Below are 24,569 nucleotides of genomic sequence, written 5' to 3'. Positions count from 1 at the left end.
TCATACCCGTTCCCTTTCCGAACACGGAAGTCAAGCCCCTCATCGCCGATGGTACCTGGCCCACGGGCCCGGGAGAGTAGGTCGCCGCTGGATTCTCGAGGCCCCTCGCCTAACGGCGGGGGGCCTCTTCGTTTTATATGACCGCTCGCGCTATCGTAACGGTGCAACTCCGACCGGCGCTCGCTCTCGCGACCATGCCCGGTCAATACCGGGCACTTGTCGCTCACGGCCCCTTGCCGTAAACGGCGAGGGGCTCCTTTTTTTATACCGCCCCGCTTCGTTACGCTCCCGCCGCCATGGCAAGTTGATACTTGCCGCTTGCGGCTCACGGCCTCCTGCCATCTAACGGCGAGCGGTGCCCTTCTTTTTATCTATACCGTTTTTGCAAATCACTCGCGCCATTGCGGCGAGGCTCGCGCCACCCATGGCGCGCGTTCCGTTTTTTCTTTATCTCTCTATTGACGATTCGGCTCCGATAAATTACTACATTTGTACCTGATGATTGATGTGGAGGAACAGGAAGAATACGAAGTACGCATCGGGGCGTTCAACGGCCCGATGGACTTGCTCGTCTATCTTGTTCAGAAGAAGGAAGTTCCGCTTGAACAGATTTCGATTGCCGAAATTGCGGACCAGTTCTTAAAGTGGGTGAACGAGTACGAGGGTACCGACCTTTCGAAGGCGGGTGATTTCTTGTACATGGCGAGCCGCTTGATGGCCTTAAAGGTGCAGGAACTTTTGCCGGCCGAGCAGCGCGACCCCGAGATGGAAGCGGAATACAACGAAGACCGCGAACAGCTCATGAAGGAAATGCTGGAATACCAGCGCTTTAAGCAGGTGGCGAGCGGTCTCCAGGAAATGGAAAGCGAAAACTTCGGTACGTATTCCCGCGGCCGCCTCGAAAAAACGCAGACCGACGAAGAGACTTTGGCCGACGCAAATATCTGGCAGCTTTTCCGCGCCTACCAGAAGAGCCTGAAGACCAAGATTTCGGAAACGATTCACCACATTGAACTCGATTACGTGACCATTCAGGACCGTCAGCAGGCGATTAACAATTATCTCGCGGTGAATGGCCGCGCCCTGTTCGAAGACTTGCTTGACAACGATTCTCACCCGATTGTGGCGGCGGTGACCTTCATGGCCATGCTCGAGATGATCAAGACGGACGAAATCGTGTTCCGCCAGAGTGAACTGTTCGGACCGATTTGGATTTACCGCAAGAAGAACAATGCCGACTACGCCGAAGAAATGGCGCACGAGACTGTGTTCTTCAGCAAGGATCCGGAAGTGAAGCCGGGCCTTGTGGAAGCAATCCGCAACCAGGCGATTGCACGCTCCAAGGAACAGACCGTGGGCGACTTGGCCGCGGTGATGCGCGAAGCCGTGCTGTGGACGGAACGCGGACGGAACGTGAGCGAAGACGATTTGAACGCCATGCTCGAAGGTCGCGAAGACTTGAGCGAAGTGCAGGAAAACCCGTTTGCCGAAATGATGAAGGAAGACGAGGCGGCGGAAAATGCCCAGGATCCGACTGATGGTGTTCAGGCTCCAGCGGAGAATGCTTCGGGCGCAGAGGGTGCGCAGGCTCCGACTGAAGGGACTCAGGCCCCGGCAGAGAACGCACCTGCAGAACCTGTTGCTGACACAGCCGCGCCGACAACTGAAACGGTTGTGGAAGAAACAAGCACGCCGGTTGCTGAAGAAACGCCGGTGGAAGAGATTGCTTCGCCAGAGGCTCGCAATGACGTGAGCGAAGAACCTGTCGATGAGGCTCTGGCTGAAGAGCCACAGCCCGCTGACAACATGACGGACGAAGAATTCGAAGCATTCATGAAAAAAGCCCAGGCGTTCTACGACACCCAGGCTAATGAAAATGGGATTGCTTCGTCGCCTACGGCTCCTCGCAATGACGAAACCGGCGACGACGATGACGAATTTCCGTCTATCGAAGTCCACACTGATAATTAAGTTTTCAGATTTCAGAGTTTTATTGTCAGGCGGCTTTGCCGCGATTAATTCAATTCCGAAATCCTAATTCCGAACTCTGAATTTACTTAGTCTCGCCGACCGCCGATAAGTCCGGCGCGGTAAGCCCAATAAAGCAACTGCATAATGGAGCCGATGGCGGCAGCCACGTAGGTAAGCCCCGCGGCAAACAGCACTCCCGAAACCGTATTGTATTCGCGACCCTGAGCCACGATATCGAGGCGAGCAAGCACCTTTTTCGCGCGGGAAGAAGCGTCGAATTCCACCGGCACGGTCACCAGCGTAAAGAGCGTTGCGATACCGAACAGTACCACACCCGCCACGGCGAGCGAATAGCCCAGCGCACGGCCCGCACTCATCAGGATGATGCCGAGAATCACAAGCCACGGACCCAAATTAGAGCCGAGGTTTGCGGCCGGCACAATGAACGAACGCAGCCACAGCGGGAAATACCCCTGCGCATGCTGAATGGCGTGGCCCACTTCGTGAGCGGCAACGCCCGCGGCAGACGCATTGCGGCCGTTATAAACTTCAGGTGACAAGTTCAGAGTCTTGTTCAGCGGATTGTAATGGTCCGACAGGAATCCGTGATGCTGCAGCACCTTCACGTCGGTAATGCCCGCATCCATGAGGATTGCCTTCGCCACATCGGCACCGGTAAGGCCGCTCGAAATGCCGACTTTTTGGCCAGCGTTAAAACGGGACTTGACCATCCAGGAAACGCTACCAGACAAAGCGAGCGTCACCAGGAGAATCATCATGTATAAAGGATCGAACATCATAAAAATACCTCTAATCGTAATATACAAAATTCATTTTCAAATTGTCACGCTCAGCACGGAGATCCCCGGCCAAGCCGGGGATGACAGGAATGGCTACATATCGCCGGTTTTCAGTTTGCTACCGTCGCGGAGGTTGGTAAGCACGAGCCCGAGCAACAGGTAGAATACCGCCTGCATCGCAAGCGGCAACAGAAGCGATGCCGCATCGTAAATGTCGGCGCCACGCTGTTCAATCGCAAGCCATGCCGGAATGGCAAACGTCGAAGGCAACAGGCAAGAGAAACCCTTCATCCAGGCCGGAATCAGTTCGGTAGGCCAGCTGAAGTTCGAAAGGAATAGGATCGGAATGCTCATGTACAGGAACAACTGCATGCTCGTTTCGCGACGCAAGAACACCTGCGAAAGCACCATCCCGAAGTTGATAACCGAGAACAGGAACACGATTGCAAACGCCACCATCGGCAAAATTTCGCCGCGGCGCGGAAAATCGAACACGTTGTACACCACAAAGTGGTAGAACAAGATAAAGCTGCAATAGTGCAAGAAGTACGCAAGCGAACGGCCAAAGTAGCGGTAAGGCATCAGCTCGTTTTCGACGGAACTGTCGCGTTGCAACTTGCGGAACTTGCGATGAGCGCGGGCACCGCCCAGAATGCAAATGCCAATCACTAGCGTCTGTTGTAAAATTAGCACCAACACACTCGGCACCACATAGTTCGAGTAGCTCCCCGTGTTGTTGTACATGGTCTGCACGCTGATGGGAATCGGGTCGCGCATAGCAATCGCCTTGGCTGCAGGAACCTTTTTACCTAAAGCAATCCGCTTGACTTTGGTAGTTGCCCCAACAGTCAATGCGCATGTAGTAAACGCCGTTCCGATGTTGCCGTGGAGCATCACGTAGGCGCCGTGTGTAAACACGTTCACGTTCGTCTTGCCACCGTTACGGAGCGTCTTTTCCATGTCCTTGGGAATTACCATGAACCCGTAGATTTTTTCTTCGGCCATGGCCTGTTCCGCTTCGCGGATATCCGAAAACACATAGCGCACATCAATCTGCTGGGCAGCGGCAGACATCTGCGTGAGTTCGCGCGACATCACCGTATGATCAAGATCCACTACAGCCACAGGCACATCTGTAGCCGTCTGTTTCATGTAAGGCGTCGGGTAATAGAAGGCGTAAAGCACGCCCGCCACCACCAGCAACAACACCGCAGCAGGGTCGGTGTAAAAAAGCTTCCATTCGGCGAACGCCACCTTGAAAAGTCGCTTAAAGAGGTCTATCATTTGCGCCCCCTTTCAGCCATATCAGAAGCGATTGCCTTGCGAATGCTTAAGTCCGAATAGACGGCTCCGGCAATATTTTTCAGCTTATCCTTCAGGTGCAACTTTTCGCGGGCTTCCCAGTCTGCTTCTTTTTCAATGGCGACTTTCCAACGCAAGAACAACAATTTTGAGGCGAGTAGGTGCCAGAACAGCGCCATGCATAAAAGGATGGCTATCGATTCCCAGGCGTGAGCCTTGCCGACAGAACCGAGAAGCATTGTCGATTGCACCTTGAGAATATGGGTGAGCGGAAGCAGGAACGCGAAGCAACGCACCGCAAAGGGCATCGCCATCACGGGGAAAGTTTGCCCGGCAAATGCAAACGCAGGACCTGCAATTACACCTGCCACGCTAGACGACATACGCATGTTGCCAGTAATGCCCACAAAGGCGGCCCCCGCTCCAGAGCATGCGAGAAACATCGCCAGCTGCCCCGCAGACACCACCACGAATTCATCGAAAGTCATCGGGGTGAGCGCACGTCGAGCATACGCATACACCGCCACCATCGACAGCCACTGAATCACAACCAGCGGCAAAACTGTCGCAGCGCCAAGCACCACGCGCGAGCCACCTGCCGCTTGCAAGAATTCGCGGACGCGGTGATCGCGGAACGGAAAACTGAACAGGTACACCGCCGCTAAAATTCCTGCCAGATGGAAAATCGCCGTCACCAGCCCGAGCCCTAAAAAACCCTGGTAGTTACCGCTATTATTGCTGACCGACTTAAGTTCCACATGAATCGGGTCATCCATCTGCTTGGTAAACAGGTCGGCACCAATCGCCGAAATCACCGAGCGGATTTCCTTGACAGCAAACGTGTTCGTGAGGTAATTCTGGCCGCTAGAATACACCGGAATCACGGGCGTTTCAAGGCGGAGAGCTCGTCGTTCCATGTCGTACGGGAGCACAATAAACGCCTGCAAGTCACCGCGAATCACCGCATGTTCGCATTCGCTACGGTCGTGGCATTCCACCGCGACTTCGAGCACGGGGTCTGCCCGCAAGGCCATTTCGACTTTATCGGACAGCTGCGAGCGGTCTTGCTTTAAAAGGCCAATCGGCACATGCTGAATGATTTCGGCCGAAAAGAAATTCACCATAAAGACCGATGTCACCACCGGCAAAATCAGGAGAACCAACCACAGCACGATGTTGTGGCTGATGTAGATTTTGCGGACTGCTTTAAAGAAAGAAATAAACAAATCGCATTGTCATGCCCGATTTAGTCGGGCATCTCCTGTTTTCTCAAAAAATTACTGAATCTGTTCTACGGGGAAAAGCACGCTCATGCCGGGGCGCAGGTTTTCGACTTTCTGCTTCGGGCGCAGGCGCACCTCGAAACTCTTGAGGTCGAAACCGCCGCTTTCCTTGGAGCTGCGCCAGGTGGCGTAATCGCCTACAGACGCAATGTAGCTGACTTCCATTTCGACATTCTTGTCGAGCGCCGGAATGAAAACGCTGAAGGATTTTCCCTTGGTGATGTTCTTGAGCAAGTCTTCACGCAGGTGAAATACTGCCCAGGAATCGTCGAGGTCCGTGATGGCGACTACCGGCATGCCGGAGCCTACGACTTCGCCCTCTTCGACTAGCTTGACGGAAACTTCACCGGCGATGGGCGCGCGGATCTTGGTTTCTTCGAGGTAAGCGTCGACTTCGGCGTTGGCGCCCTTCGCTTGCAGCACGAGTGCGTTTGCGGCAGCCTTGTCTTCGCTGCGGGCGCCGGCGAGAGCCTGTTCGTACTGGGCCTTGGCGGCGTCGGCAGCGGACTGCGACGCCTTCATCTGGGTCTCGGCTTCATCGCGCTTCTGGAGCGGCAACACGCCTTCGTTATAAAGCTTCTGCACACGGTCGTAAGTGTTCTTCGCGAGGTTTGCGGCATCCTGGGCGCGCGAGGCCATGGCCTTGAGGGCCGTAATGTCTTCGGAGCGGGCTCCGTTTTTCGCCTTGTTCGCCTGAGCGCGGGCTGCACCTAAAGCACCCTGCGCCTGCATCTTTTTCGCCTCGATTTCTGGGCTACTGATGATTGCCACAATGGCGTTCTTTTCGACCATGTCACCTTCGCGGAAGAACAGCTGTTCAACGCGCCCGGGAACCTTGCCCGCCACAAGTACTCGGCGAGCTTCCATCTGGCCCTGCAAATAGGCGTCGCGCGGTTCAGTCGCGAACTTCTGCAAGGTAACGATACCAAGGCCAATCAGGGCAATCAACGCCAAGACGACCAAGACCTTTCCGATAACTTTCAAGACGTTCATAGTTTACTCCAGATTAAAAGTACATAGTTGGAAGTAGACAGTATAAAGTGGTTAGTGATTAGGGGCTGGAGCCGTATTTACCGAATCTGCCGCTGTAGATTGCTTCACCCCTTCGGGGTTCGCAATGACGTTTGTAGAGGGGTTCGCAATGACGTTTGTTGAGGGGCTCGCGGCAGCGTTTGTAGAGTCGCTTGCAACGGTTTCTACAGCGGGCGGAACCGTTTCGACAGCAGCGGGAGCAGGTTCGGCAGGTTTCTTTTCTTCAGCCTTCGCTTCTTCAGGCTTCGACACCTCAGCCGATTTTTCTTCCACTGGTTTTACGTTCTTGAGCATTTCGCCCGCATTCACCACTTCTCCACTTGCTTCCAAAAGTCCAAGCCAGGCGATTACCGCATCGTAATGAGCCTTCAAGTCAGCCACCTGCAAGCGCGAAAGCGCAAGCTCGGCATCCACCACGTCGAGGCCCGTCGCAAGTCCCGCCTCGTAGGCCAAGGTCTGGCTGCGGTGCGCTTCTTCGGCGAGTTCGCGAGTCTTCTTCAAGCTTTCCAAGCGGCTCTTGGCATGTTCCATTTCACGCCAGCGCTTTTCCACCAAGAGGCCAATGTTATCCATGGTCTGCTCTTCCATGCTCGAAAGCGACCTGTCAAGCGCTTTCGCGTTACTCACTTTGGAGCGAGTCTCGCCGCCCTTGAACAAATCCCACTGAAGCTTTGCTCCCACGGCCCATTCGGGTTCCAGGATTGTAAGGTCGCGCGTGTAAAGTTCCTTGTAGGCAAAAAGCGCGACCGTCGGGTAATAATCGGCGCGTGCCGCGCTCACGGCATCCTGGCTGCGCTTGCGTTCGGTACGCAGCTGTCGCAGTCCCGGGTGTCTGTCCATGGCGAGTTGCTTGAACTCTTCCATGCCGAAAGTCTGTTCCGGGGCCATCACCGGCGTAATGGCGGTAAGGTTCGTATCAGTATGCAGCAGGCTTGCGAGAGCAAGTCGAGCAAGAGTCTGGTCACGGTAGGAATCTTCGAGAGCATTCTCCGCTTCGGCCAAGGCCACTTCGGCGCGCAGGCGTTCAGCCTTGCTGATTTGACCACCTTCTTCAAGTTTCTTGGAGCGAGCCAAGTGTTCTTCCAGGTTCTTCCTGGTTCTTTCGCGAAGCTGCGTGAGTTCTTCGGCCAAGCGCAGCGTAAAGTACTTGGTCGCCACATCCATCAGGATGGTGTTTTGTGCCATGTCAAAGGCCGCCTTCTTGGCGTTCACGTTTTCCTTGGCGGCATCGTAGGCGGAATAGATCTTGAAACCCGTAAAGATGGGCCAAATGGCCGTCAGGCGCGCGTTAAAAAAGACATCGTCCTGCACCTTCTTTTCAAAGGAGGGCAGAGCCTCGTTCAGCTTTTCTTCGGTCTGCTGCTGGGCTTTTTGACCTGCCTCGGTTCCCGCTTTTTGACCGGCCTGGTCGGCGGCCTTTTTGGCAGTCGCTGTAGCGGTTGCGTCGTCGGCACCCTGCGCCTTGGCGGCATCGTAGGCCTGATCGTAATACTGCTTATAGTAATCCGAATAATACTGGCTGTAGTAGGACTGGTATGCCTCGGCACCGTGTACCTGAATCATTCCCGAACGGATTTGGTTCAGGTCTATGTAGATGGGATCGTTGATCTTTGTAACGCTTGCGGTCAGCGACAGCTGCGGCATAAAACGGGAAAAGGCTTCGGACTGGCCACTTTCGGCCATGTCGACTTTTGCCTTTTCGGCCTTGATTTGTGAATTTCCGGCTTTTGCCATGTTGATGGCGTCGGAAAGCGAAATAGGCGCGGCAGAAACGGCGACGCTTGTCGCCAAACCCAGTAACACACTCTTTTTCATACTATGTAAAAGATATATATTTTTTACAAAAAAAGCCACCTTGAAAAGGTGACTTATTTGTTATAAATGAGGCCGCGTTCCGTGACTATTTTCCGGGGGTCGGTTCTGCGGCAACCCAGGCGGAAGCTTCATAACCCATGGTGCTGTAGTCCTTGCGTTGTAGGCTATATCCGAATCCGTCTGTCTTTGCGAAGTTTTCGCCCTTCCAGCCGTCGCTATAGAGCGTTGCATCGGACCAGTTGTAGAACCATTGGATGCCCGAGGGGCTTGTTGGATCATCGCTGAAGTCGAAGGGCTTCTTGACGGCGATCATTTCGCCACGGTTCGAAAGCTTACCCTTGTAGAACTTGACGAGTACGTCGCTTGCGATGGAGTAGCGGGTGCGCAATCCGGCTTCTCCCACGGCGGTTGAAAGCGATTCCGGGAACAGGACTGCGAGACCGTTTGCGGGCAGGATGTCGGAGCTTGTAAAGTCCATGTTGATACCTTCGACCTTCCAGCCCTTGTTGGTCGTTTTCACCTTTTCGTAGAGAGTGATCGGGGTTGCAGAGGTGTTCTTGAGTTCCAGGAATTCGACGTCGTTTGCATTGTCGTCAATGGGGTGATAATGAATTTCGTTGATGACGACCGGGCCGATATACAGATTCGTGTTAATGGCTCCCGGAGTTGCCGTGGTAAGGGCTCCCTGAGCCATGGAACCGTCGGCCAGGTCAACGACGCCGCTCGAAAGTTCACTGGAGGGCAGGAACAGGCTGGATTCATCGCCTTCGGTGGCTCCATACAGATAGTAGGCGCCGCCAATGGGGCTGACGATCAGTTCTTCGCTGAAATCGGAAGCCGCATCCAGGACCAGGTAGCTTCCGGCAGGAACGATTCCCGATTTGATGGTCAGGGTTTCGTTACGGACTTTGGATTCAAATTGCCAGCCTGTTACGTCGACATTTTCGGTTCCTGCATTGTACAGTTCTACCCATGCATTCTGACCGGTCAGGGTCGGCATGATTTCATTGATGCGCACATTGGAGGTCGTCAGCCATTCGTCGTTACCGACACCGGGGTTACCCTTCAGGATCTTGCTTGCGCCCCAGGAAGAGGGAAGAGCGGCGTTTCCGCCCTTGTAGACGAGGGTGCGGCCCTTGCCGTTGGCAAGGGAGGGCCAAGGCGGTTCCTTGCTGTAGGAACAGCTGACGTCACCGTTTCCGGTCAGCTTGACATCGATAACATCGCCTTCGTTCGAAAGTTTTGCAACCGTACCGGTAGAGGGATCGTTATCCCAGGGGCCAAAGAGTCGGCCTGTAAAGGTCGGATACGTTTCCTTGAACAATTCGACGTTGTTCGTAACGACGACATATTCGCCCTTGGCTAGCGGTTCTGCCGGGAAAGAATAGGTGATGGCTCCTTCGAGACGGAGCTTGTAGAATGCCATGCTCTTAAGGTCGGGACCGGCCGCAATCGCCACTTCCACCCATTCGAGTTCGGAGGCGTCGGGGGCGTTGTACATGATTTCGGTGATGACCATGTTCGTCACGCTGGCATCCATCGACGAAGAAAGATGCTCGTCCGGTTCAGTTGCGCTGCTGGACGAACCCGTCTCGGTGCCGTTGGATGTCGGGGTGGTTCCGTCAGACGAAGTCGGCTGATCGATGGAGGCGCTGGAGGCCGGATCTTCGTTCTTGGGCCCCGAAGAGGAATCATCGGAGCAGGCAACGACGAATGCCAACGCTGCCACGGTCGAACCCGTCAAAAGAATTTTTTTGATATCCATAGTGGTATCCTCGTGAAACTTTCTACTATTTTAATAATTTTCACCTGCGCCGACGGCGAGTTTTGTCCAATAGGGAGTCTTGAATCGCCGTGGGTTCTCGTAAACACGTTTCCATTCCGCGGCGGCATTGCCGAACTTGGAAAACGCAGCATGTTTCAAGTTCAAGAACTTAATCAGGTCAAACATCCAGTAAGGCACCTGCGAACAGGGGCACTTGAGCTCGAGTACGGCATCGCAACCGGGTTGGAAAAATCTCGGTATGCCGGTTGAGTGCATGTAGTGCGGATCGACGGTGTAGTCGAAACCATTTTCTTCGCGGAAACGCATGCCGGTATCGATGGTCACGCGGGAATATTCTTCGCGGAGTCCAAACCAGGCGCGGCGCTTGTATTGCGTGAGTAGGCGCGGGTGTGCGTTATAGAGTTCCGTCTTGTACAGAAAATCCTTCACGTACATGCGGTCCTTTTCTCCCTTGCACGGCCAGTCCTCGGGTTTCATGTTCCACACTTCGCCGGGGTTGATTCCCTTGATGGTGCCGCGGCTCTTGTAGCAGATATTCTTGATCTTGCGCTTGCATTCGAAGTGGAACGTTCCGTCTTGTGCCGGGTGCTCACCATAAGTGCGAATGCGCATATTGAAACGGTCCAGCAACTGTTTCTTTTTCCAGCCGAGGAACGTCCAGCTGGGCGAATCCAGATAGAGGTTCGTGATCCAGTAGAATCCACCTGGGGTGATTTTCGAGTAGTAGTCTTCTTCGCAATAGGGTGCGAGGAAGGCGCCGATACGGTCGGCCCATTCCACAGGAATGTGGTACTTGAGTTCGAACCTTTCGAGAAGGCTAAATCCGCGGGCCTCGGCCATATTACTTAAGTCCCCCTACCAGGTGGTTCTGCACGCCTTCCTTGGAGAGTTTTCCTGCGTATTGGAGCAGTTCCAGGTAAAGGTCGTAGATGGTCGTTTCGAGCTTGGCGGCGTTCAGTTCGCTTTCAAGGGCACTTTCGCGGGCGCGCAACAGGAGTAACGGCTCGGATCCGGCATCCTTGGCGAACTGCTCAAAGATGTTTCCGGCCTTGACCTTGTCGGCAAAGTCCTTCTGGACTTTCCTTTGGGCTAGGTAGCTGTTAACTTGTTCTACAAGGCGGTTGACCTTCACGTTCACGTCGCGGGCCTTGGCCATATAGTCGCCTTCTGCATCAAGGTCGGCGACCTGGTTGCGCAAGTCGTTGTCCTTGTTGCTGTCAAAGAACGGAAGCTTGATGCCGAGAGTCGCGTAGAACTTGTCGCTGGTCTTTCGACTGTCCTTGTCAGCGACGAGTTTGCGGATGGTGCGGGAGTCGTCCGCAGTGGCATCCGGATACTTTTCAAGGTAGTCGTCCATGTACTCGTTGTATTCGTAGGCGACGTCTCCTGCATCCAGGTCCTTGTACTTTTCCATCAGCGATTCGATCTTCATCGAGTAGCCGATGCCGATATGCGTAATGTAGTCGCGGCGGCTGGCGACATCCTGTTTGGCGCGAGCCTTTTCGGATTCCATCTTGCCCTTCGCCATTGCAATCTGCGGGTAATTGTCGTTCACTTCGATTCCGCCCGAAAGCTGGGACTCAATTTCTTCCATGGACGGGAGCCAGGAAGAATCCAGTTCGATGCCGTCAAAATCGGGAATCCAGCGGCGGAGTTTCTTCTCGGAATTCTGGAGCGAATTGGAATCGCTAATGAGGGCCGCACGGATAGTCGCTTCCTTTTCGAGAGCGGACATCAGGTCCTGCGGATTGAACGTGGCCGAACCCGCTTTCATGTGCAGGACTTCGATACGGTCGGAATTGACCTGGTAAAGTTCCTTGTTCAGTCTGTTGATTCGCTGACGCATCAGATAATGAATTGCACGTTCGTAGCGGTCGTAGAGCAATATGCCGCGGTCTTCGGCCAGCTGGGCATTAGCATACACCATCTGCGCTTCGTAATGGGCGCGATCGGCGGAGCCCTCGCCAAAAGCCTTCGGAGTCATGCGGAGTTCAAAATCGTGGCTCGCAAAGCTAAAACCGTCGAGCTTGTAGCGCAACTCCATCTTGTCCCAAAGCTTGGTGTTGCGCGACGTGGCGATGTTCGTGCGCTTCTTGGAAGACTGGTAGCGCAAATCGTCGTCGGCGGACTTGATCAGCGTCTCCCAGGTGAGGGGAGCGGCAAGCAGCGGAGCGGCCAGAAGCAAAAAGACATATCCACACTTTTTCATATAAACCTTTATCTAGAGATTGCTTCGGGGCTTTGCCCCTCGCAATGACGTTACTTATAATTTCGAACGATCGCAGTTGCCTCGCAAAGACTTAAACTATTCCGAAATAGTGACCATTTCTCCCAGGAGGAACGGATTTTCGGCGGGAATCGTAATGATGACTTCGCGGCCGTGAATAGGCATTTCCGGCATTTTCCACATGCGTACCGGGAATTCCACGATGCGGCTCGAAAGACCGACAATCTTGCCCTTGACGGGCTTGCCGGTTCCACTCAGGGTCTTGACCTTCACTGTTTCCCCGATATCCATACGCTGGTACATTCTTTCGTGGATGTAGCCGCGGACAAGCGTCGGGGATTTGTGGGTGAGGGTGATAATCGGGGCGAAACTCGAAACCTTTTCTCCGTCGTGGACGTTCACGGAACCGACGACCCAGTTTTCCTTGGCAATCTGGACCAGTTCTTCCTGTTGTTTCTGGAGTTCCTCGAGTTCCTTTTTCAGGTTTTCGGCTTCGCTCTTGCCCGCATCCTTCTGCAGTCGGTTGCTGCTCCTGAGAAGCTTGATCTGTTCATTCGCGTTGGCGTTTGCGACGGCGAGTTCGTTCTTCAGGTTCTTGATCTGCATGGCCATGGCGTCGTTCCCGTCGCTATTGGCGTTGGATCCCTGGAGGCTCTTGAGCTTGGAGGCAATTTCCTTGTTCTTTTTGTATTCCGTTTCGAGACGGTTGATTTCGGACTTGAGTGTGAGCGTCTTGGTAGCGAGGTCTGCCTTGACAGCGGCCACCTTCTGATCGATGTCCGCAGCGGAAAGGTTGCTGCGGCCTTCGCTGGCGTCCAATTCGCGGGTGAGTTCTGCGATGCGGAGGGTGAGGTCCGGACGGTTGAGTTCTACGATGGTGTCGCCGGGCTGGATCGACTGTCCGGGCATCACGTGAATCTTGACCACTTCAGTCGGGCTCGGGAGACTAATCGTGGTTTCGGTCGCTTCGGCAATGCCCTGGAAAGTGGCGATCTTGCCCTGGTAAATAACGCCAAGAATAATGGCGATAATGACGCAGAGAACCCAGGCGATAGAGAGCTTATGACCGTAAAGGTAGGCAACGCCCGCGTTGTTCTTGTGGGTGTTCCAGAAGTTGTCAATCAAATCTTCAAGCTTGCTCATATTTACTCCCTACATTTCCGTCGTGGCGTCCTGCATCATGAACTGTACGTCCGAGATGCCTTCGATCTTAGAAAGTTCGCTCAGGATTTCTGCCGCGGGCTTTGTCGCGCGCAGGCGAATCTGATAGGCGACATCCAGTCTTGCTCCGCCATCAACTTCGCGCATCGTAATCAAGATGAAGGTCTTGAGGCTGGACTTCATAATGTCTTCGATCTGACCGCGTACCTTGGGTTCGTTCGGAAGGGCGAAACGGAGCATACCGTCAAAGAAGTGCTTGGTTCCGAGACCCGTGCGGGAAAGCAGGAACGCGACGAGGCAGAAGGCGACCGTACCGCCCGCTGCGGCACCCCATGCGTACACACCGCATCCGATACCGGCGCCGAGCGAGGCGAACACGAACATAATGTCGCGGGGATCCTTGAAGCTCGTTCTAAAGCGAACCACCGATAGAGCACCCATCATACCGAGGCCTCGTCCGACATTGTCTCCGATAGCCTGCATCACCGTTGCGGCGACTACTGCGCTGAGCACGATTGCTTGCACGAAGTTGCGGGAGTACGAAAGTCCGAGGAAGGTCTTTTCGTAGGTCCAGGCAATGACCGAGGACAGGATAAACGTGAGAATCAAGGTGTACGCCAATGTGATAAGGGTGGCATTGGCGGTGCCGGACTGGACGGCTAAAAGGTCGAGCATAAAGACTCCGTTGGTTGACTTTTTCTTTTCATCCGAAATTTACTTTAATCACCCGCAAAATAGTGATTTTTTGTGTAAAAATGGATGAACAAAAACCAAACAAACCTATTCAAGCAGGGTGATTGGGGAAAATCTACCCTATTTTTTTACACCATATTGGAATAATAGCAAAAAAGAAATAGAATCGCACCTAAAAAGATTTTTGCATTTTAAGCAAGTGTGCAAATAGCGTGCAAACACATGGTAAAAATATTTTACCTTTAGCTAAACCGGCCGGCTCCAACGCGACGCTTTCGGCCCCTTTCGGACACGAGCGCTTCAATCAGGAACAGAAGCGCGGCAAGGCCAAGGAAAATCTGGTAACGGTCCTGGTAGTTTTCCATACGGTCGGAAGCCTGTTCCTTCTTTTCGAGACTTGCGATTTCTGTCAGCACCTTTTGCAACTGGAATTCTCCCGGGCTTGCGTAAAAGTAGAGTCCGCCGGTTGCGCTTGCGATTTCCTGTAGTGTTCCGTCTTCAAGACGGGTCGTGACAATGTTCCCTTGCAAGTCCTTCTTGTAGGCAATTTCGCCGTTCTTGGAGGGCACCGGAATAGGCACGCCTTCGCGGGAGCCGATACCGATGGTGTAGATGCGAATTCCCATCTCGGCGGCTTCTTTCGCGGCGTTGACGGCGGCGGCTTCGAGTTCTTCTCCGTCGCTCATCAAGATCATCACGGAGTATTGCCCGGCGCTTCCGGAATTACGGTACAGGTCCATCCCCTTGCGGATAGCCTTTTCCAGATTCGTTCCCGGCATGAGCCAGCCCGGAGTGAGTTCTCGGAGCATCATCTGCACGGTGCCGTAATCGAGGGTGAGTGGCACCATCACCTGAGCTTCTCCGGAGAATGCCACGAGGCCAACGCGGTCGCCCGAAAGCGATTCCAGAAACGAAGAAATTTCGTGGCGGCTACGGGTAAGGCGGTTCGGCTTCACGTCTTCGGCGAGCATCGAAAGTGAAATGTCCTGCAACAGTACCAGGTCAAGACCGCGGCGTTCAATGTGCTCCATCTTGCGACCCCATTGCGGTCGCGCCAACGCAACGAACAGGAATGCGATTGCAAAAAGCAAGAGGGTTACTTTCGCCAGGCGCCGCCAAGGCGACACCGAAGTCGAAAGCTTAGGTAACATCGAAAGCGAAACGAATCTGGCTGCCAACTTTTTGCGACGGTGATAGGCATACGCAAAAAGGAGCGCAAACAGAGGGAGCGTAAGTAGGCCCCACAAGAACATCGGTTCAGCAAATCGCATCTAAAGCCTCCATTACGGGATGCGCACAAAGCGCGTATTCGCAAGCAACAATTCAAGTAAAATCAGCAGGGCGCCCACCAGGAGCCACGGGTAGAATTTTTCGGCGTAGCGGGCGTAGGCGACCGTTTCAATTTCGGTCTTTTCGAGTTCATCGATTTCGGAATAGATTTTCTCGAGTTCTTCCTTGTTCTCGGCGCGGTAGAAACGCCCACCGGTCTTTTGTGCCACGGCTTTCAATACGCCTTCGTCGATGCCCTCTTCGGGAGTGATATCGCGTTCGCCCCAAGAAATATCGCCTGTCCACGGATTCTGCTGGAAGGCGAGAATCTTGCCGTTCCTTTTACCCACGCCAACCGTGTAGACCTTGACTCCCAGCGACTGCGCTACGTCTGCGGCACGCATCGGCGGCACCACGCTAGCGTTATCGCGACCATCGGTCAGGAGAACCACTACTTTAGACTTGGCTTCGGACTTTTGCAAACGCGCAAGGGAATTCATAAGACCGTCTCCAATGGCCGTGCGGCTACCCATAATGGAATCGCGGGCAAGGTCATCGGTCGCTTTCAGAATTTCAAGGAGGGATCCGTAATCGAGCGTCAGCGGGCACTGCGTAATCGAGCGTGCACCAAAGGCAGAAAGCCCAATTCGGTCGCTGTGGCGTTTCTGGATAAAGTCTGCAATCACTTGCTGGGCATAACCCAAGCGACTATATTTCCAGTAGTCGCCGGATTTCAGGATGCGTTCTGCATTCATGACACCGAGCTTCGCCTGTTCCATACGCGTGAGCATGTCGAGCGTGCCCATGGATCCCGAAACGTCGAGCGCGAGCATGATGTCGACGCCGTCGGTCGACGTGTATTCCACTTCCATGGCGTTCTGCGGGCGGGCAAGCGCCACGACAAAGCAGATGAGTGCGGCGAGGCGTAAAATCGGCACGATATGGCGAAAACGGACGCGTCTGCTCGGGACAGCGCGCTTTGCAATCGAGAGTGCCGGAAACTTGATGGTACTCTTGCGGCGGTGTTCACGGTAGATGTACCAGCCGACTAAAACAGGGACTAAAAGTAAGAGCCAGAAGGCCTCGGGATTCTGAAAATGCAGCGCACCAATATCCATAAAATCTCCGAAATACGCAAAAAATCAAATTTTACAACGGTGAATATACAAAAATGCGGCGAAAAAAGCTAGAATGAGGAGTAGACGGTAGACAGTAGGCAGTAGACAGTAGGAAGTGAGTCAAAAGAAAATCTGAATTCTGAACTCCGAATTCAGAAATCTGAATTCTGAACTCCGAATTCTGAAATCCGAATTCCGAATTAAATAACGTCTTTCTGTGCGGTCACGTGAGGTAAGAAGCGCTTCATGAGCGGTATAATGCCCAAGTACAGGAGCATGGTCGTCACAAAGACAAAAGCAAGCGCCACAGGCCTCGGCCAATGCACGTGATTTTCCTGCAAAAACTTAATGATTCCCCATTGGACCCAACCGTGCGTCACCAGGATCATGATGGAATAGCGACCGAAGTAGGAAACGAGTGGAATTTTCCCGATGGCCTTGGATAGCAGTAGAACGGCGATGGTGCCCAGGAGCCCGCATAGGTATATGTTCCATATCGGGAACCAGTAGCGGTTGCTGACATAGCTGACGGATTCCGGCGGGGCGTTAAAGGAAAGTGCGAGGGTGATTCCAAAGAGTAAGAGAGCAAAGGGAATGTTCCAACGGTCCAGTCGGTTCGGCGCCAGAATTTTCGTGTAGCGGAAAGCCACGTGTCCTGCACAAAAGTAGGGAATTGCCGTGAGTGAAGAGGCGAGGAACATCGGAAGCTTGATGCCGTTTCGCCCGAGGAAGAAACCGACTAGGCCCAATATGACGGATAAACTGACGAGCGATGCCGTGGTGTGCTTCGGAAATTTTTTCGCCACTATTTTTTTTACGACGAGGTGTAAACCGTAAAAGATCAGGTTCGTCCAGAATAGGCTTAGCAAGAACCATACGGGGATATTCGGAAATGTCTGTTTCCAAAAGAACGAATACCAGACACTCGCGCCTGGATTTGCCCGCAGATGCAGGTAATGCAGTGCAAAGGGCAATAGGCAAGAAAGAGTCACAAAAAAGAAGGCGAACGGAATGAGAAGCTTGTTCACCTTGCGTCGACAAAAGTCAAAGAAACCTGCGTATTCCTTGAAGAAAAGTCCCGACAGGAAAAAGTAGAGAGGCATGCGGAAAAGCGATACGGTTTCCTTGAGCGGGTAGCTTTCGATTCCCCAGGTGCTAGCGATGTGATGCCAAACCACCAGCATAATGCAAATGCCCTTGGCCAAATCGACAAAGGCGTAGCGGGGCTTGGCATCGGGGGTCTGTGGGGGAGTTTCCATACGGCAAGTAACTGATTTTTACTTTTCCAGGAATTCAAAAATTCGTTTCTTGTAATCGCTCAGTTCATCGAATACGGCGTGACCGTAGCCTTCGTACATATAGAATTCGTATGGGATACTTTCGGTTTTTAACTTGTCTGCAATCTTGATGGAGGCTTCCGGGGTGGTCACGAGATCGTTCCCTGCGCCAAGAACTAATGTCGGGCTCTTGATTTTTCCGAGATCGTCGTAGGTGTTGACAAAGTCGCAGGCATGAGCGAAAATGGAAAAACGATCCATTTCGGCATCGGAGACATTTTCGTACATCGCCTTGAGCGCCCTGCGGTAACGCGTCAGGAATTTTTCGCTAAAGCATTTGTCGAGGAAGGAATCGACGAGTTCCTGGGCGTTATGAGTGTCGGCTAGACGCGCCCATTTGCCGATGGTTTCTAGTTGCAGTGGTTCCGCGTGCGAAGTGGATGAACCGAGAACCAGCTTGTTTACGATTTGCGGATGACGGATTGCCATGTACTGGGCAATCATGCCACCTTGCGATACTCCAAAGATGTCGGCCTTTTCGATTCCGATGGAATTGAGGGCGTTAACCTGGTCATCGGCCATTTGTTCAAGCGTGTAACCGGGTTTTGCCTCTTTTTTACGGTCAAAGAAATAGAGCGTGTAGTCGTTCAAGAATATCTTGTAAGGTACGCTAAAGGAGTTCGCGAAATTCAGGGGATTCTTGATAGAAATCCCGGGAATGACGACTAACGGCTTTTCGCCAGAACCGATTCTGGCGTAATCCATTTCAAAAGTATCCGTACGGACGGTCTGTACAAGAGAATCGCTCATGATTATAATATAGCAAGAAGTAGGAAGTAGACAGTAGGAAGTTGGAAGTAGACAGTGGGCTGTGACGGTTATAAAAAAATGCCGGAACAAGTCCGACATATAATTATTACTCAACTCCGAAATCCGAATTCTGGATTCCGAATATGGTTTAGTTTCTGTGGAAGTCGTCTTCCATGCGGATGATGTCGTCTTCGCCGGTGTATTCACCCACCTGGACTTCGACGATCACGAGTGGAAGTTTCCCTTCGTTCTGCAGACGGTGAACTTCGCCCACGGGGATGTAGGTGGATTCGTTCGGACGCACGTAGAACACGTTCTTGCCGACGGTCACCGTGGCTGTACCGCTTACGACCACCCAGTGCTCGGAACGGTGCAGGTGCTTCTGCAGGCTGAGGCGCTTGCCTGGCTTCACCACGATGCGTTTCATCTTGTAGCGTTCGGTAGATTCAAGCACGGAATACGTTCCCCACGGACGGCTTACAGTCTGCGGCACGTTGATGAGGTCGGAACCGCGCTGCTTGAGCTCTTCCACCACCTTCTTCACCTTCTGGCTGCTGGAAAGCGGGGCGACGAGGAGCGCGTCCGGGGTGTCGACGATGAGCATCTTGTCGAGGTCGATTGTCGCGATGGCTCGCTGGCTACCCATCACGAGGGAATTCCTGGAACCGACGGCGATGTGGCGCGGGTTCACGTTGTTGCCATTGTCGTCGTGCGGATATTCGTTGTAAAGGCTGTCGAAGCTGCCGAGGTCGCTCCAGCCGATATCGCTCGGGACCACCTTCACCTTGCTCGATTTTTCCATCACGGCGTAGTCGATGGAGTTCGACGGGATGGCCATCATGTCGTCGCGGTCGATGCGGATGGGTTCGCCGTCTTCGACAGTCGCGTTAGAAAGCGCCTTCTGGGCGGTGGCGAGCATTTTCGGAGAATACTTACCGAGCTCAGCGAGGAAAGTCTTTGCCTTGAAGCAGAAGATGCCACTGTTCCAGTAGAAGTTGCCGGAGAGCAGGTATTTTTCGGCGGTGGCAAGGTCGGGCTTTTCCACGAAACGTTTCACGTCTTCGCCGGCGGCTTCGATGTAGCCGTAGCCGGTCTCGGGACTCGTTGGTGTGATGCCGAAGGTCACGAAGTTGCCCGTCTCGGCGAGTTCCTGCGCACGGAGGAGAACCTTCTTGTACTCGTCCTTCTTGCGAATCACGTGGTCCGACGGGGACACGAGCACGATGGTCTCCGGATCCATGGTGAGGCAGGCGAGGGCGATTGCGGGAGCGGTATTGCGGCCCACGGGTTCCAGGAGGAACTTGCTTCCGGTCATGCCTTCCATTTCGAGTTGGTCCTTCGCGAGGAAAAACTGGTCGGCGTTAGAAACGATAAACTGGGATTCGCAGACGGCGGAGTTGGTGACCACCGTCTTGCGGAAGAGCGACTGCCCGTCAAAGAGCGGTGCGAACTGCTTGGGCATCAGGGAACGGCTCACGGGCCAGAGGCGTGTGCCCGAACCGCCACAAAGAATCAAGTTAATCATACTCGGTTAGTTCCTTACTATTTGCCTTTTATGTCGTCCTTGACAATGTAGGCGTTATGCGTAGCCAGCATACCATAGTAGACCGTCTGGACGGACGGGAGGATCAAGCTGATGAGGCGGTTCCAGGTGGCGAGACCGGAAGCATCCACGTACACGATATCGCGGGCGTTCAGTTCGAAACGGTCGGCCATCGCAAGTGCCATCGCGTTCTTGGCGTTCAGCTGGAACACGTCAATCTTGGTTTCAGAAGAATTGCGGATCACATAGATGCCGCGGGACGTGGCGTTCAAAGCCTGCAAGCCGCCGGCGGAGGCGAGAGCTTCGGCGAGGGTCAACTTGCCGCTGTAGATATTCACGATGCCAGACCTGCCGACTTCGCCCATCACGTAGACCTTCTGTTCCTTCTGCGTTTCGGACAGTGCCGGAACAAAGAGCTGGTCCTTGGGTTGAACCATCATGCGTTCAAGGGGCAGGTTGGACTTGAAGGCGTCAAGGTAGTTGATGCTGTAGACCTTGTCGCCACGGCGAAGTTGCATTGCAGACGGATCAGCTTCCTTGGTGAATCCGCCGACGCTTGCAATCATGTCGGGGAGTGTCATCGGATTTTCGTTGAACGAAACGAAACCCGGACGTTCCACGGCGCCAGCCACAAATGCCCTGCGGCTGTTGTAGCCGGTAACGCGGACATCGACCTGCGGGTCGTTCAAGATTTTGTCGGAGAGACGCTTCGTAATTTCGGCGCGGAGTTCCTGGGCTGTCAGGCCTGCCGCCTGGAGTTCACCGGCGTAGGGATAGAAAAGCTTTCCGTCGGTAGTCACCTTCTGGCCTGCGGGCTGGTACTGACCCATCGGAGAGGTCAGTTCCGGGTGTTCCCACACCACCACCTGAACCATGTCCAGAGGTCCAATGCGGTATTCCAGTTCAGGAAGGGAATCGACAACCAGGTCCTTCAAATCGCCAAGGTCAGATGATCCATCGGCGGTTACGACACTCTTGCCAAGATCGCCTTGGTCGATGGAGTGAATTTGCACCGTCATGCCGTTATATTCGGCAGAATCGCTCGGCAAGGACATCTGCATCTGTGGACCGGCAAAGCAACCGGTCAAGACGACGGATGCCATGGAGCAAAGGCCTAAAAACATTTTTTTCATAAATCAACCCTTTTCTGCCAGCTATGCCTGGCCTTCACTTTGTTTGATTTTTTCAACCCAATAAGGAGTCAGCTTGGAGATGAAGTTCCATGCGAGAACAAAGGCGTTCTCGGGACGGCGGTACGGGTCGGGAACGTCGACCCGCTGAGGTTCACCATAGCGGAAAACTTTGCCTTCTAGCCACGGATAGCGGTGCAGGAGCTCCATCTTGTGGCCATTTTCCATAACGAGAATCAAATCGGCCCACTTAAGGATGTCCAGATTGATTTGACGGGCTCGATGTGCGCTCATATCGATGCCATGCTCCAGCGCGATTTTTTGGCTGAGTTCATGTGCGGGATGGTCAACCAATGCCCCGAGGCCGGCACTCATCACTTCAAATTCAGGGCCCAATTCTTTCTTGAGGCAGTATTCGCCTGTAGGGCTTCGACAAATATTACCTGTGCATACAACTAGAATGTGTTTCATTGGATGCTAAGATAGAAAAAAGACATGTAATTGTTATAAATAATTAACGGAAATGACAGCAAAAAAAAGAAGAATTAAAATCACTTTTAATTCTTCTTAGTTCCTTTTTTATTTGGCTTTAAAGCTCGAAAGAAAAATTCAAATCCTTAAGAGCAGGGTTCTTCGTATCCTTTTCGCTGAGAAGCGGCTCGAAGCCGTTGCCTACCGGCCACTCGATGCCGATTTCAGGGTCGTTCCACATCAGGCCGCCTTCGTCTTTCGGGTCGTAGAGACGAGTGCACTTGTACACGAAAGTCGCTGTTTCGCTGAGCACCACGAAACCGTGGGCAAAACCTTCGGGAATGTAGAACTGCTTCTTGTTTTCGGCAGAAAGCGTGACGCCTTCCCACTTGCCGAACGTGGGACTTCCCTTGCGCAGGTCTACAGCGACGTCAAAGACTTCACCTTCGATGACGCGCACGAGCTTACCCTGCGGATTCTTTTTCTGGAAGTGGAGCCCGCGAAGCACGCCCTTTTTGCTTCTGGATTCGTTATCTTGTACGAAAACCATGTTTAAGCCGGCTGCGTCGAATTCAGCCTTGTTGTAGGTTTCCATAAAATAGCCGCGATGGTCGCCATAGACCGTCGGCTCGATGATTGTCACGCCCTCGATGGAGGTTTTGATAAAGTTGAATTTGGACATATTTAGTTGGTAGTTGGCAGAACTTAGACCGCTTCGCTCTTAGACGAACAAATAAATCTAAGTTCTAAGTTCTAAATTCTAAGTTCTAAATTCTAAGTTCTACTTTCCCTTGTACATACTTTCGTAATACTTCTCGTAGTCGCCGCTGGTGATGTTGTCCAGCCATTCCTGATTGTCGAGGTACCAGCGCACGGTTTTCTCGATTCCTTCCTCGAACTGCAGGGACGGTTCCCAGCCCAACTCCTTCTGAAGCTTGGTGGAGTCAATGGCGTAGCGGGCGTCGTGGCCCAGGCGGTCCGTCACGTAGGTGATGAGGTTCATGTCCTCGCCTTCGGCGCGGCCGAGCAACTTATCTACAGTCTTGATGACGACCTTGATGATGTCGATGTTCTTCCATTCATTGAAACCGCCGATGTTGTAAGTTTCGGCGATTTTGCCGTTATGGAAAATCACGTCGATGGCGCGGGCGTGGTCTTCCACGAAGAGCCAGTCGCGGACGTTCTCGCCCTTGCCGTAAACCGGGAGCGGCTTCTTGTGGCGGATGTTGTTGATGAATAGCGGAATCAGCTTTTCGGGGAACTGGTACGGACCGTAGTTGTTGCTGCAGTTCGTGACAATCGTCGGCATGCCGTAGGTGTCGTGGAACGCGCGCACAAAGTGGTCGGAGCCCGCCTTGGATGCAGAATACGGAGAATGCGGCGTGTACTTTGTGGTCTCGTAGAAGAAATCATCGCCGTAGGCCAGGTGATGTTCGGAGCTGGAAGCCGTCGTGGTGAACGGGGGCGTGATGCCTTCCGGGTGGTTCATCTTGAGAGCGCCATAGACTTCGTCGGTAGAGATGTGGTAGAAACGCTTGCCTTCGTACTTTTCGGGCAAGGATTCCCAGTAAAGTTTCGCGGCCTGCAACAGGCTCAAAGTTCCCATCACGTTGGTCTTCGCGAAGGTGAACGGGTCCTTGATGGAGCGGTCCACGTGACTTTCTGCTGCCAGGTGGATGATACCGTCGACATGCTCATCCTGCATGAGCTTGTAGAACGCGTCAAAGTCGCAGATATCCATCTTCACGAACTTGTAGTTCGGCTTGTTCTCGATGTCCTTCAAGTTCGCGAGGTTGCCCGCATAGGTAAGCTTATCGAGGTTGATAATCTTGTATTCAGGATACTTATTGACAAAGAGTCGAACGACATGGCTTCCGATAAAGCCTGCACCGCCGGTGATGACAATGGATCGTTTCATAGTGAAAAGTGGTTGGTGGTTGGTGGTTTGTGATTAGGATTTTCAACCAAGATCGTCCTGTTTACTGCTTACTAATACTTAATCTTTCCTTCTGCAACTTTGCGCAGATGTTGACCGTAGGGGGATTTGCCGTACTTGGCTGCGGATTCAAGGAGCTTTTCCTTGCTAATCCAACCATTGATATAGGCAATTTCCTCGACTGCGCTAATCTGGATTCCTTGGCGGTTTTCGACCATCTTCACGAATTCGCCTGCTTCGATGAGGCTGTCCATGGTGCCGGTATCAAGCCAGGCGAAACCACGGCCGAGCAGTTTTACGTCGAGTTCCCCTTGTTCCAGGTAAACACGGTTGAGGTCTGTAATTTCAAGCTCGCCACGAGCGCTGGGCTTCTGAGCCTTTGCATATTTGGAAACTCGGTTGTCGTAGAAGTAGAGGCCCGTAATCGCGTAATTACTCTTCGGTTCTTTCGGCTTTTCTTCGACAGAAATCACCTTTCCGTTGTCGTCAAATTCTACGACGCCAAAGCGTTCCGGGTCTTCGACGTAGTAGCCGAAGACACTTGCACGACCTTTTTCTTCGGCATTCTTGACTGCCGCCTTGAGGAGCGGGCTGAAACCGTTGCCGTAGAAGATGTTGTCGCCAAGGACCATCGCACAACAGTCGTTTCCGATAAATTCTTCGCCGAGGATAAAGGCTTGCGCAAGGCCATCAGGGCTAGGCTGTACCTTATAGCTTAGGTGCAGTCCCATGGTAGAACCGTCGCCCAGGAGTCGTTCAAAGTTGGGCAAGTCCGTCGGGGTCGAGATAATCAGGATGTCGCGAATGCCGGCGAGCATCAGTGTTGACAACGGGTAGTAGATCATGGGCTTATCGTAAACAGGCAAAAGCTGCTTACTGGTGACCATGGTCAGCGGATAAAGCCTTGTTCCGGAGCCCCCGGCGAGAACGATTCCTTTCATATTG

At 53.3% G+C, this 24,569-nt stretch carries 21 protein-coding genes and 1 rRNA gene; 2 read left to right on the top strand and 20 right to left on the bottom strand.

The genetic code is table 11. From position 1 onward, the window contains the following. Positions 1 to 93, top strand: a 5S ribosomal RNA gene (rrf, locus tag BUA93_RS05375); the annotation flags it as partial. Positions 94 to 498: 405 nt separating this feature from the next. Further along, on the top strand, positions 499 to 1,971 hold the full coding sequence (locus BUA93_RS05370; protein WP_072978054.1) for a segregation/condensation protein A: 1,473 nt from the start codon (positions 499 to 501) through the stop codon (positions 1,969 to 1,971). 86 nt (positions 1,972 to 2,057) lie between these two features. Here the strand turns inward: BUA93_RS05370 and BUA93_RS05365 are convergent, their stop codons facing one another. From BUA93_RS05365 to rfbA, 20 genes are all read right to left on the bottom strand, one after another. Then, the gene (locus tag BUA93_RS05365; protein ID WP_083597149.1) at positions 2,058 to 2,771 is read right to left on the bottom strand and encodes a zinc metallopeptidase; all 714 of its coding nucleotides are present in this window, start codon (positions 2,769 to 2,771) and stop codon (positions 2,058 to 2,060) included. 93 nt (positions 2,772 to 2,864) lie between these two features. Then, positions 2,865 to 4,055: an ABC transporter permease gene (locus BUA93_RS05360; RefSeq protein WP_072978052.1), complete on the bottom strand. Its 1,191-nt coding sequence runs from the start codon at positions 4,053 to 4,055 to the stop codon at positions 2,865 to 2,867. Further along, positions 4,052 to 5,299, bottom strand: a complete 1,248-nt coding sequence (locus tag BUA93_RS05355; protein ID WP_072978050.1) for an ABC transporter permease — start codon at positions 5,297 to 5,299, stop codon at positions 4,052 to 4,054. The genes BUA93_RS05360 and BUA93_RS05355 overlap by 4 nt, the downstream gene beginning before the upstream one ends. A gap of 51 nt (positions 5,300 to 5,350) precedes the next feature. Then, positions 5,351 to 6,349 carry an HlyD family secretion protein gene (locus tag BUA93_RS05350; protein ID WP_072978048.1) on the bottom strand — a complete coding sequence of 333 codons (999 nt, stop codon included), beginning with the start codon at positions 6,347 to 6,349 and terminating at the stop codon, positions 5,351 to 5,353. 51 nt (positions 6,350 to 6,400) lie between these two features. After that, positions 6,401 to 8,203 (bottom strand): TolC family protein, encoded by a 1,803-nt coding sequence (locus tag BUA93_RS05345; RefSeq protein WP_072978046.1) that lies wholly within the window; start codon positions 8,201 to 8,203, stop codon positions 6,401 to 6,403. A gap of 85 nt (positions 8,204 to 8,288) precedes the next feature. Beyond that, a complete protein-coding gene (locus tag BUA93_RS05340; protein WP_072978044.1) occupies positions 8,289 to 9,968 on the bottom strand; it encodes a lamin tail domain-containing protein in 1,680 nt (559 codons plus the stop codon). 30 nt (positions 9,969 to 9,998) lie between these two features. Beyond that, positions 9,999 to 10,829 (bottom strand): polyphosphate polymerase domain-containing protein, encoded by an 831-nt coding sequence (locus BUA93_RS05335; protein WP_072978042.1) that lies wholly within the window; start codon positions 10,827 to 10,829, stop codon positions 9,999 to 10,001. 1 nt (position 10,830) lies between these two features. Then, the gene (locus BUA93_RS05330; protein ID WP_072978040.1) at positions 10,831 to 12,198 is read right to left on the bottom strand and encodes a TolC family protein; all 1,368 of its coding nucleotides are present in this window, start codon (positions 12,196 to 12,198) and stop codon (positions 10,831 to 10,833) included. A gap of 96 nt (positions 12,199 to 12,294) precedes the next feature. After that, entirely contained in the window at positions 12,295 to 13,359 is a 1,065-nt protein-coding gene (locus tag BUA93_RS05325; protein WP_072978039.1) for an HlyD family secretion protein, read from the bottom strand. 9 nt (positions 13,360 to 13,368) lie between these two features. Then, positions 13,369 to 14,052 carry a DUF4956 domain-containing protein gene (locus BUA93_RS05320; RefSeq protein WP_072978037.1) on the bottom strand — a complete coding sequence of 228 codons (684 nt, stop codon included), beginning with the start codon at positions 14,050 to 14,052 and terminating at the stop codon, positions 13,369 to 13,371. 260 nt (positions 14,053 to 14,312) lie between these two features. Then, positions 14,313 to 15,341 (bottom strand): vWA domain-containing protein, encoded by a 1,029-nt coding sequence (locus BUA93_RS05315; protein ID WP_072978035.1) that lies wholly within the window; start codon positions 15,339 to 15,341, stop codon positions 14,313 to 14,315. Positions 15,342 to 15,353: 12 nt separating this feature from the next. Further along, positions 15,354 to 16,457, bottom strand: a complete 1,104-nt coding sequence (locus tag BUA93_RS05310) for a vWA domain-containing protein (RefSeq protein ID WP_072978034.1) — start codon at positions 16,455 to 16,457, stop codon at positions 15,354 to 15,356. Positions 16,458 to 16,657: 200 nt separating this feature from the next. Next, positions 16,658 to 17,716 (bottom strand): acyltransferase family protein, encoded by a 1,059-nt coding sequence (locus BUA93_RS05305; protein WP_072978033.1) that lies wholly within the window; start codon positions 17,714 to 17,716, stop codon positions 16,658 to 16,660. Positions 17,717 to 17,734: 18 nt separating this feature from the next. Then, a complete protein-coding gene (locus BUA93_RS05300) occupies positions 17,735 to 18,544 on the bottom strand; it encodes an alpha/beta fold hydrolase (RefSeq protein WP_072978032.1) in 810 nt (269 codons plus the stop codon). Positions 18,545 to 18,692: 148 nt separating this feature from the next. Beyond that, positions 18,693 to 20,069, bottom strand: coding sequence for a mannose-1-phosphate guanylyltransferase/mannose-6-phosphate isomerase (locus tag BUA93_RS05295; protein WP_072978031.1), 1,377 nt, complete (start codon positions 20,067 to 20,069; stop codon positions 18,693 to 18,695). 17 nt (positions 20,070 to 20,086) lie between these two features. After that, positions 20,087 to 21,220: a polysaccharide biosynthesis/export family protein gene (locus BUA93_RS05290; RefSeq protein WP_072978030.1), complete on the bottom strand. Its 1,134-nt coding sequence runs from the start codon at positions 21,218 to 21,220 to the stop codon at positions 20,087 to 20,089. Positions 21,221 to 21,241: 21 nt separating this feature from the next. Continuing rightward, positions 21,242 to 21,688, bottom strand: coding sequence for a low molecular weight protein-tyrosine-phosphatase (locus BUA93_RS05285; RefSeq protein WP_072978028.1), 447 nt, complete (start codon positions 21,686 to 21,688; stop codon positions 21,242 to 21,244). Positions 21,689 to 21,806: 118 nt separating this feature from the next. Next, the gene (gene rfbC / locus BUA93_RS05280; RefSeq protein WP_072978026.1) at positions 21,807 to 22,370 is read right to left on the bottom strand and encodes a dTDP-4-dehydrorhamnose 3,5-epimerase; all 564 of its coding nucleotides are present in this window, start codon (positions 22,368 to 22,370) and stop codon (positions 21,807 to 21,809) included. 99 nt (positions 22,371 to 22,469) lie between these two features. Continuing rightward, on the bottom strand, positions 22,470 to 23,606 hold the full coding sequence (locus tag BUA93_RS05275) for a dTDP-glucose 4,6-dehydratase (protein WP_072978024.1): 1,137 nt from the start codon (positions 23,604 to 23,606) through the stop codon (positions 22,470 to 22,472). Between the two features lie 71 nt (positions 23,607 to 23,677). Beyond that, positions 23,678 to 24,565 (bottom strand): glucose-1-phosphate thymidylyltransferase RfbA, encoded by an 888-nt coding sequence (gene rfbA, locus BUA93_RS05270; protein ID WP_072978022.1) that lies wholly within the window; start codon positions 24,563 to 24,565, stop codon positions 23,678 to 23,680. Positions 24,566 to 24,569: the final 4 nt, after the last annotated feature.

The organism is Fibrobacter sp. UWH4 (assembly GCF_900142475.1).
In the GTDB taxonomy this organism is placed as follows: domain Bacteria; phylum Fibrobacterota; class Fibrobacteria; order Fibrobacterales; family Fibrobacteraceae; genus Fibrobacter.
This window is presented reverse-complemented; position numbering and strand designations above follow the sequence as displayed.

Coding starts and splice junctions, on each gene's coding strand:
- BUA93_RS05350 (WP_072978048.1), bottom strand. CDS start 6,349: ATGAACGTCTTGAAAGTTATCGGAAAGGTCTTGGTCGTCTTGGCGTTG.
- BUA93_RS05365 (WP_083597149.1), bottom strand. CDS start 2,771: ATGATGTTCGATCCTTTATACATGATGATTCTCCTGGTGACGCTCGCT.
- rfbC (WP_072978026.1), bottom strand. CDS start 22,370: ATGTCCAAATTCAACTTTATCAAAACCTCCATCGAGGGCGTGACAATC.
- BUA93_RS05360 (WP_072978052.1), bottom strand. CDS start 4,055: ATGATAGACCTCTTTAAGCGACTTTTCAAGGTGGCGTTCGCCGAATGG.
- BUA93_RS05325 (WP_072978039.1), bottom strand. CDS start 13,359: ATGAGCAAGCTTGAAGATTTGATTGACAACTTCTGGAACACCCACAAG.
- BUA93_RS05320 (WP_072978037.1), bottom strand. CDS start 14,052: ATGCTCGACCTTTTAGCCGTCCAGTCCGGCACCGCCAATGCCACCCTT.
- BUA93_RS05285 (WP_072978028.1), bottom strand. CDS start 21,688: ATGAAACACATTCTAGTTGTATGCACAGGTAATATTTGTCGAAGCCCT.
- rfbA (WP_072978022.1), bottom strand. CDS start 24,565: ATGAAAGGAATCGTTCTCGCCGGGGGCTCCGGAACAAGGCTTTATCCG.
- BUA93_RS05330 (WP_072978040.1), bottom strand. CDS start 12,198: ATGAAAAAGTGTGGATATGTCTTTTTGCTTCTGGCCGCTCCGCTGCTT.
- BUA93_RS05295 (WP_072978031.1), bottom strand. CDS start 20,069: ATGATTAACTTGATTCTTTGTGGCGGTTCGGGCACACGCCTCTGGCCC.
- BUA93_RS05305 (WP_072978033.1), bottom strand. CDS start 17,716: ATGGAAACTCCCCCACAGACCCCCGATGCCAAGCCCCGCTACGCCTTT.
- BUA93_RS05300 (WP_072978032.1), bottom strand. CDS start 18,544: ATGAGCGATTCTCTTGTACAGACCGTCCGTACGGATACTTTTGAAATG.
- BUA93_RS05275 (WP_072978024.1), bottom strand. CDS start 23,606: ATGAAACGATCCATTGTCATCACCGGCGGTGCAGGCTTTATCGGAAGC.
- BUA93_RS05335 (WP_072978042.1), bottom strand. CDS start 10,829: ATGGCCGAGGCCCGCGGATTTAGCCTTCTCGAAAGGTTCGAACTCAAG.
- BUA93_RS05370 (WP_072978054.1), top strand. CDS start 499: ATGATTGATGTGGAGGAACAGGAAGAATACGAAGTACGCATCGGGGCG.
- BUA93_RS05290 (WP_072978030.1), bottom strand. CDS start 21,220: ATGAAAAAAATGTTTTTAGGCCTTTGCTCCATGGCATCCGTCGTCTTG.
- BUA93_RS05345 (WP_072978046.1), bottom strand. CDS start 8,203: ATGAAAAAGAGTGTGTTACTGGGTTTGGCGACAAGCGTCGCCGTTTCT.
- BUA93_RS05315 (WP_072978035.1), bottom strand. CDS start 15,341: ATGCGATTTGCTGAACCGATGTTCTTGTGGGGCCTACTTACGCTCCCT.
- BUA93_RS05310 (WP_072978034.1), bottom strand. CDS start 16,457: ATGGATATTGGTGCGCTGCATTTTCAGAATCCCGAGGCCTTCTGGCTC.
- BUA93_RS05340 (WP_072978044.1), bottom strand. CDS start 9,968: ATGGATATCAAAAAAATTCTTTTGACGGGTTCGACCGTGGCAGCGTTG.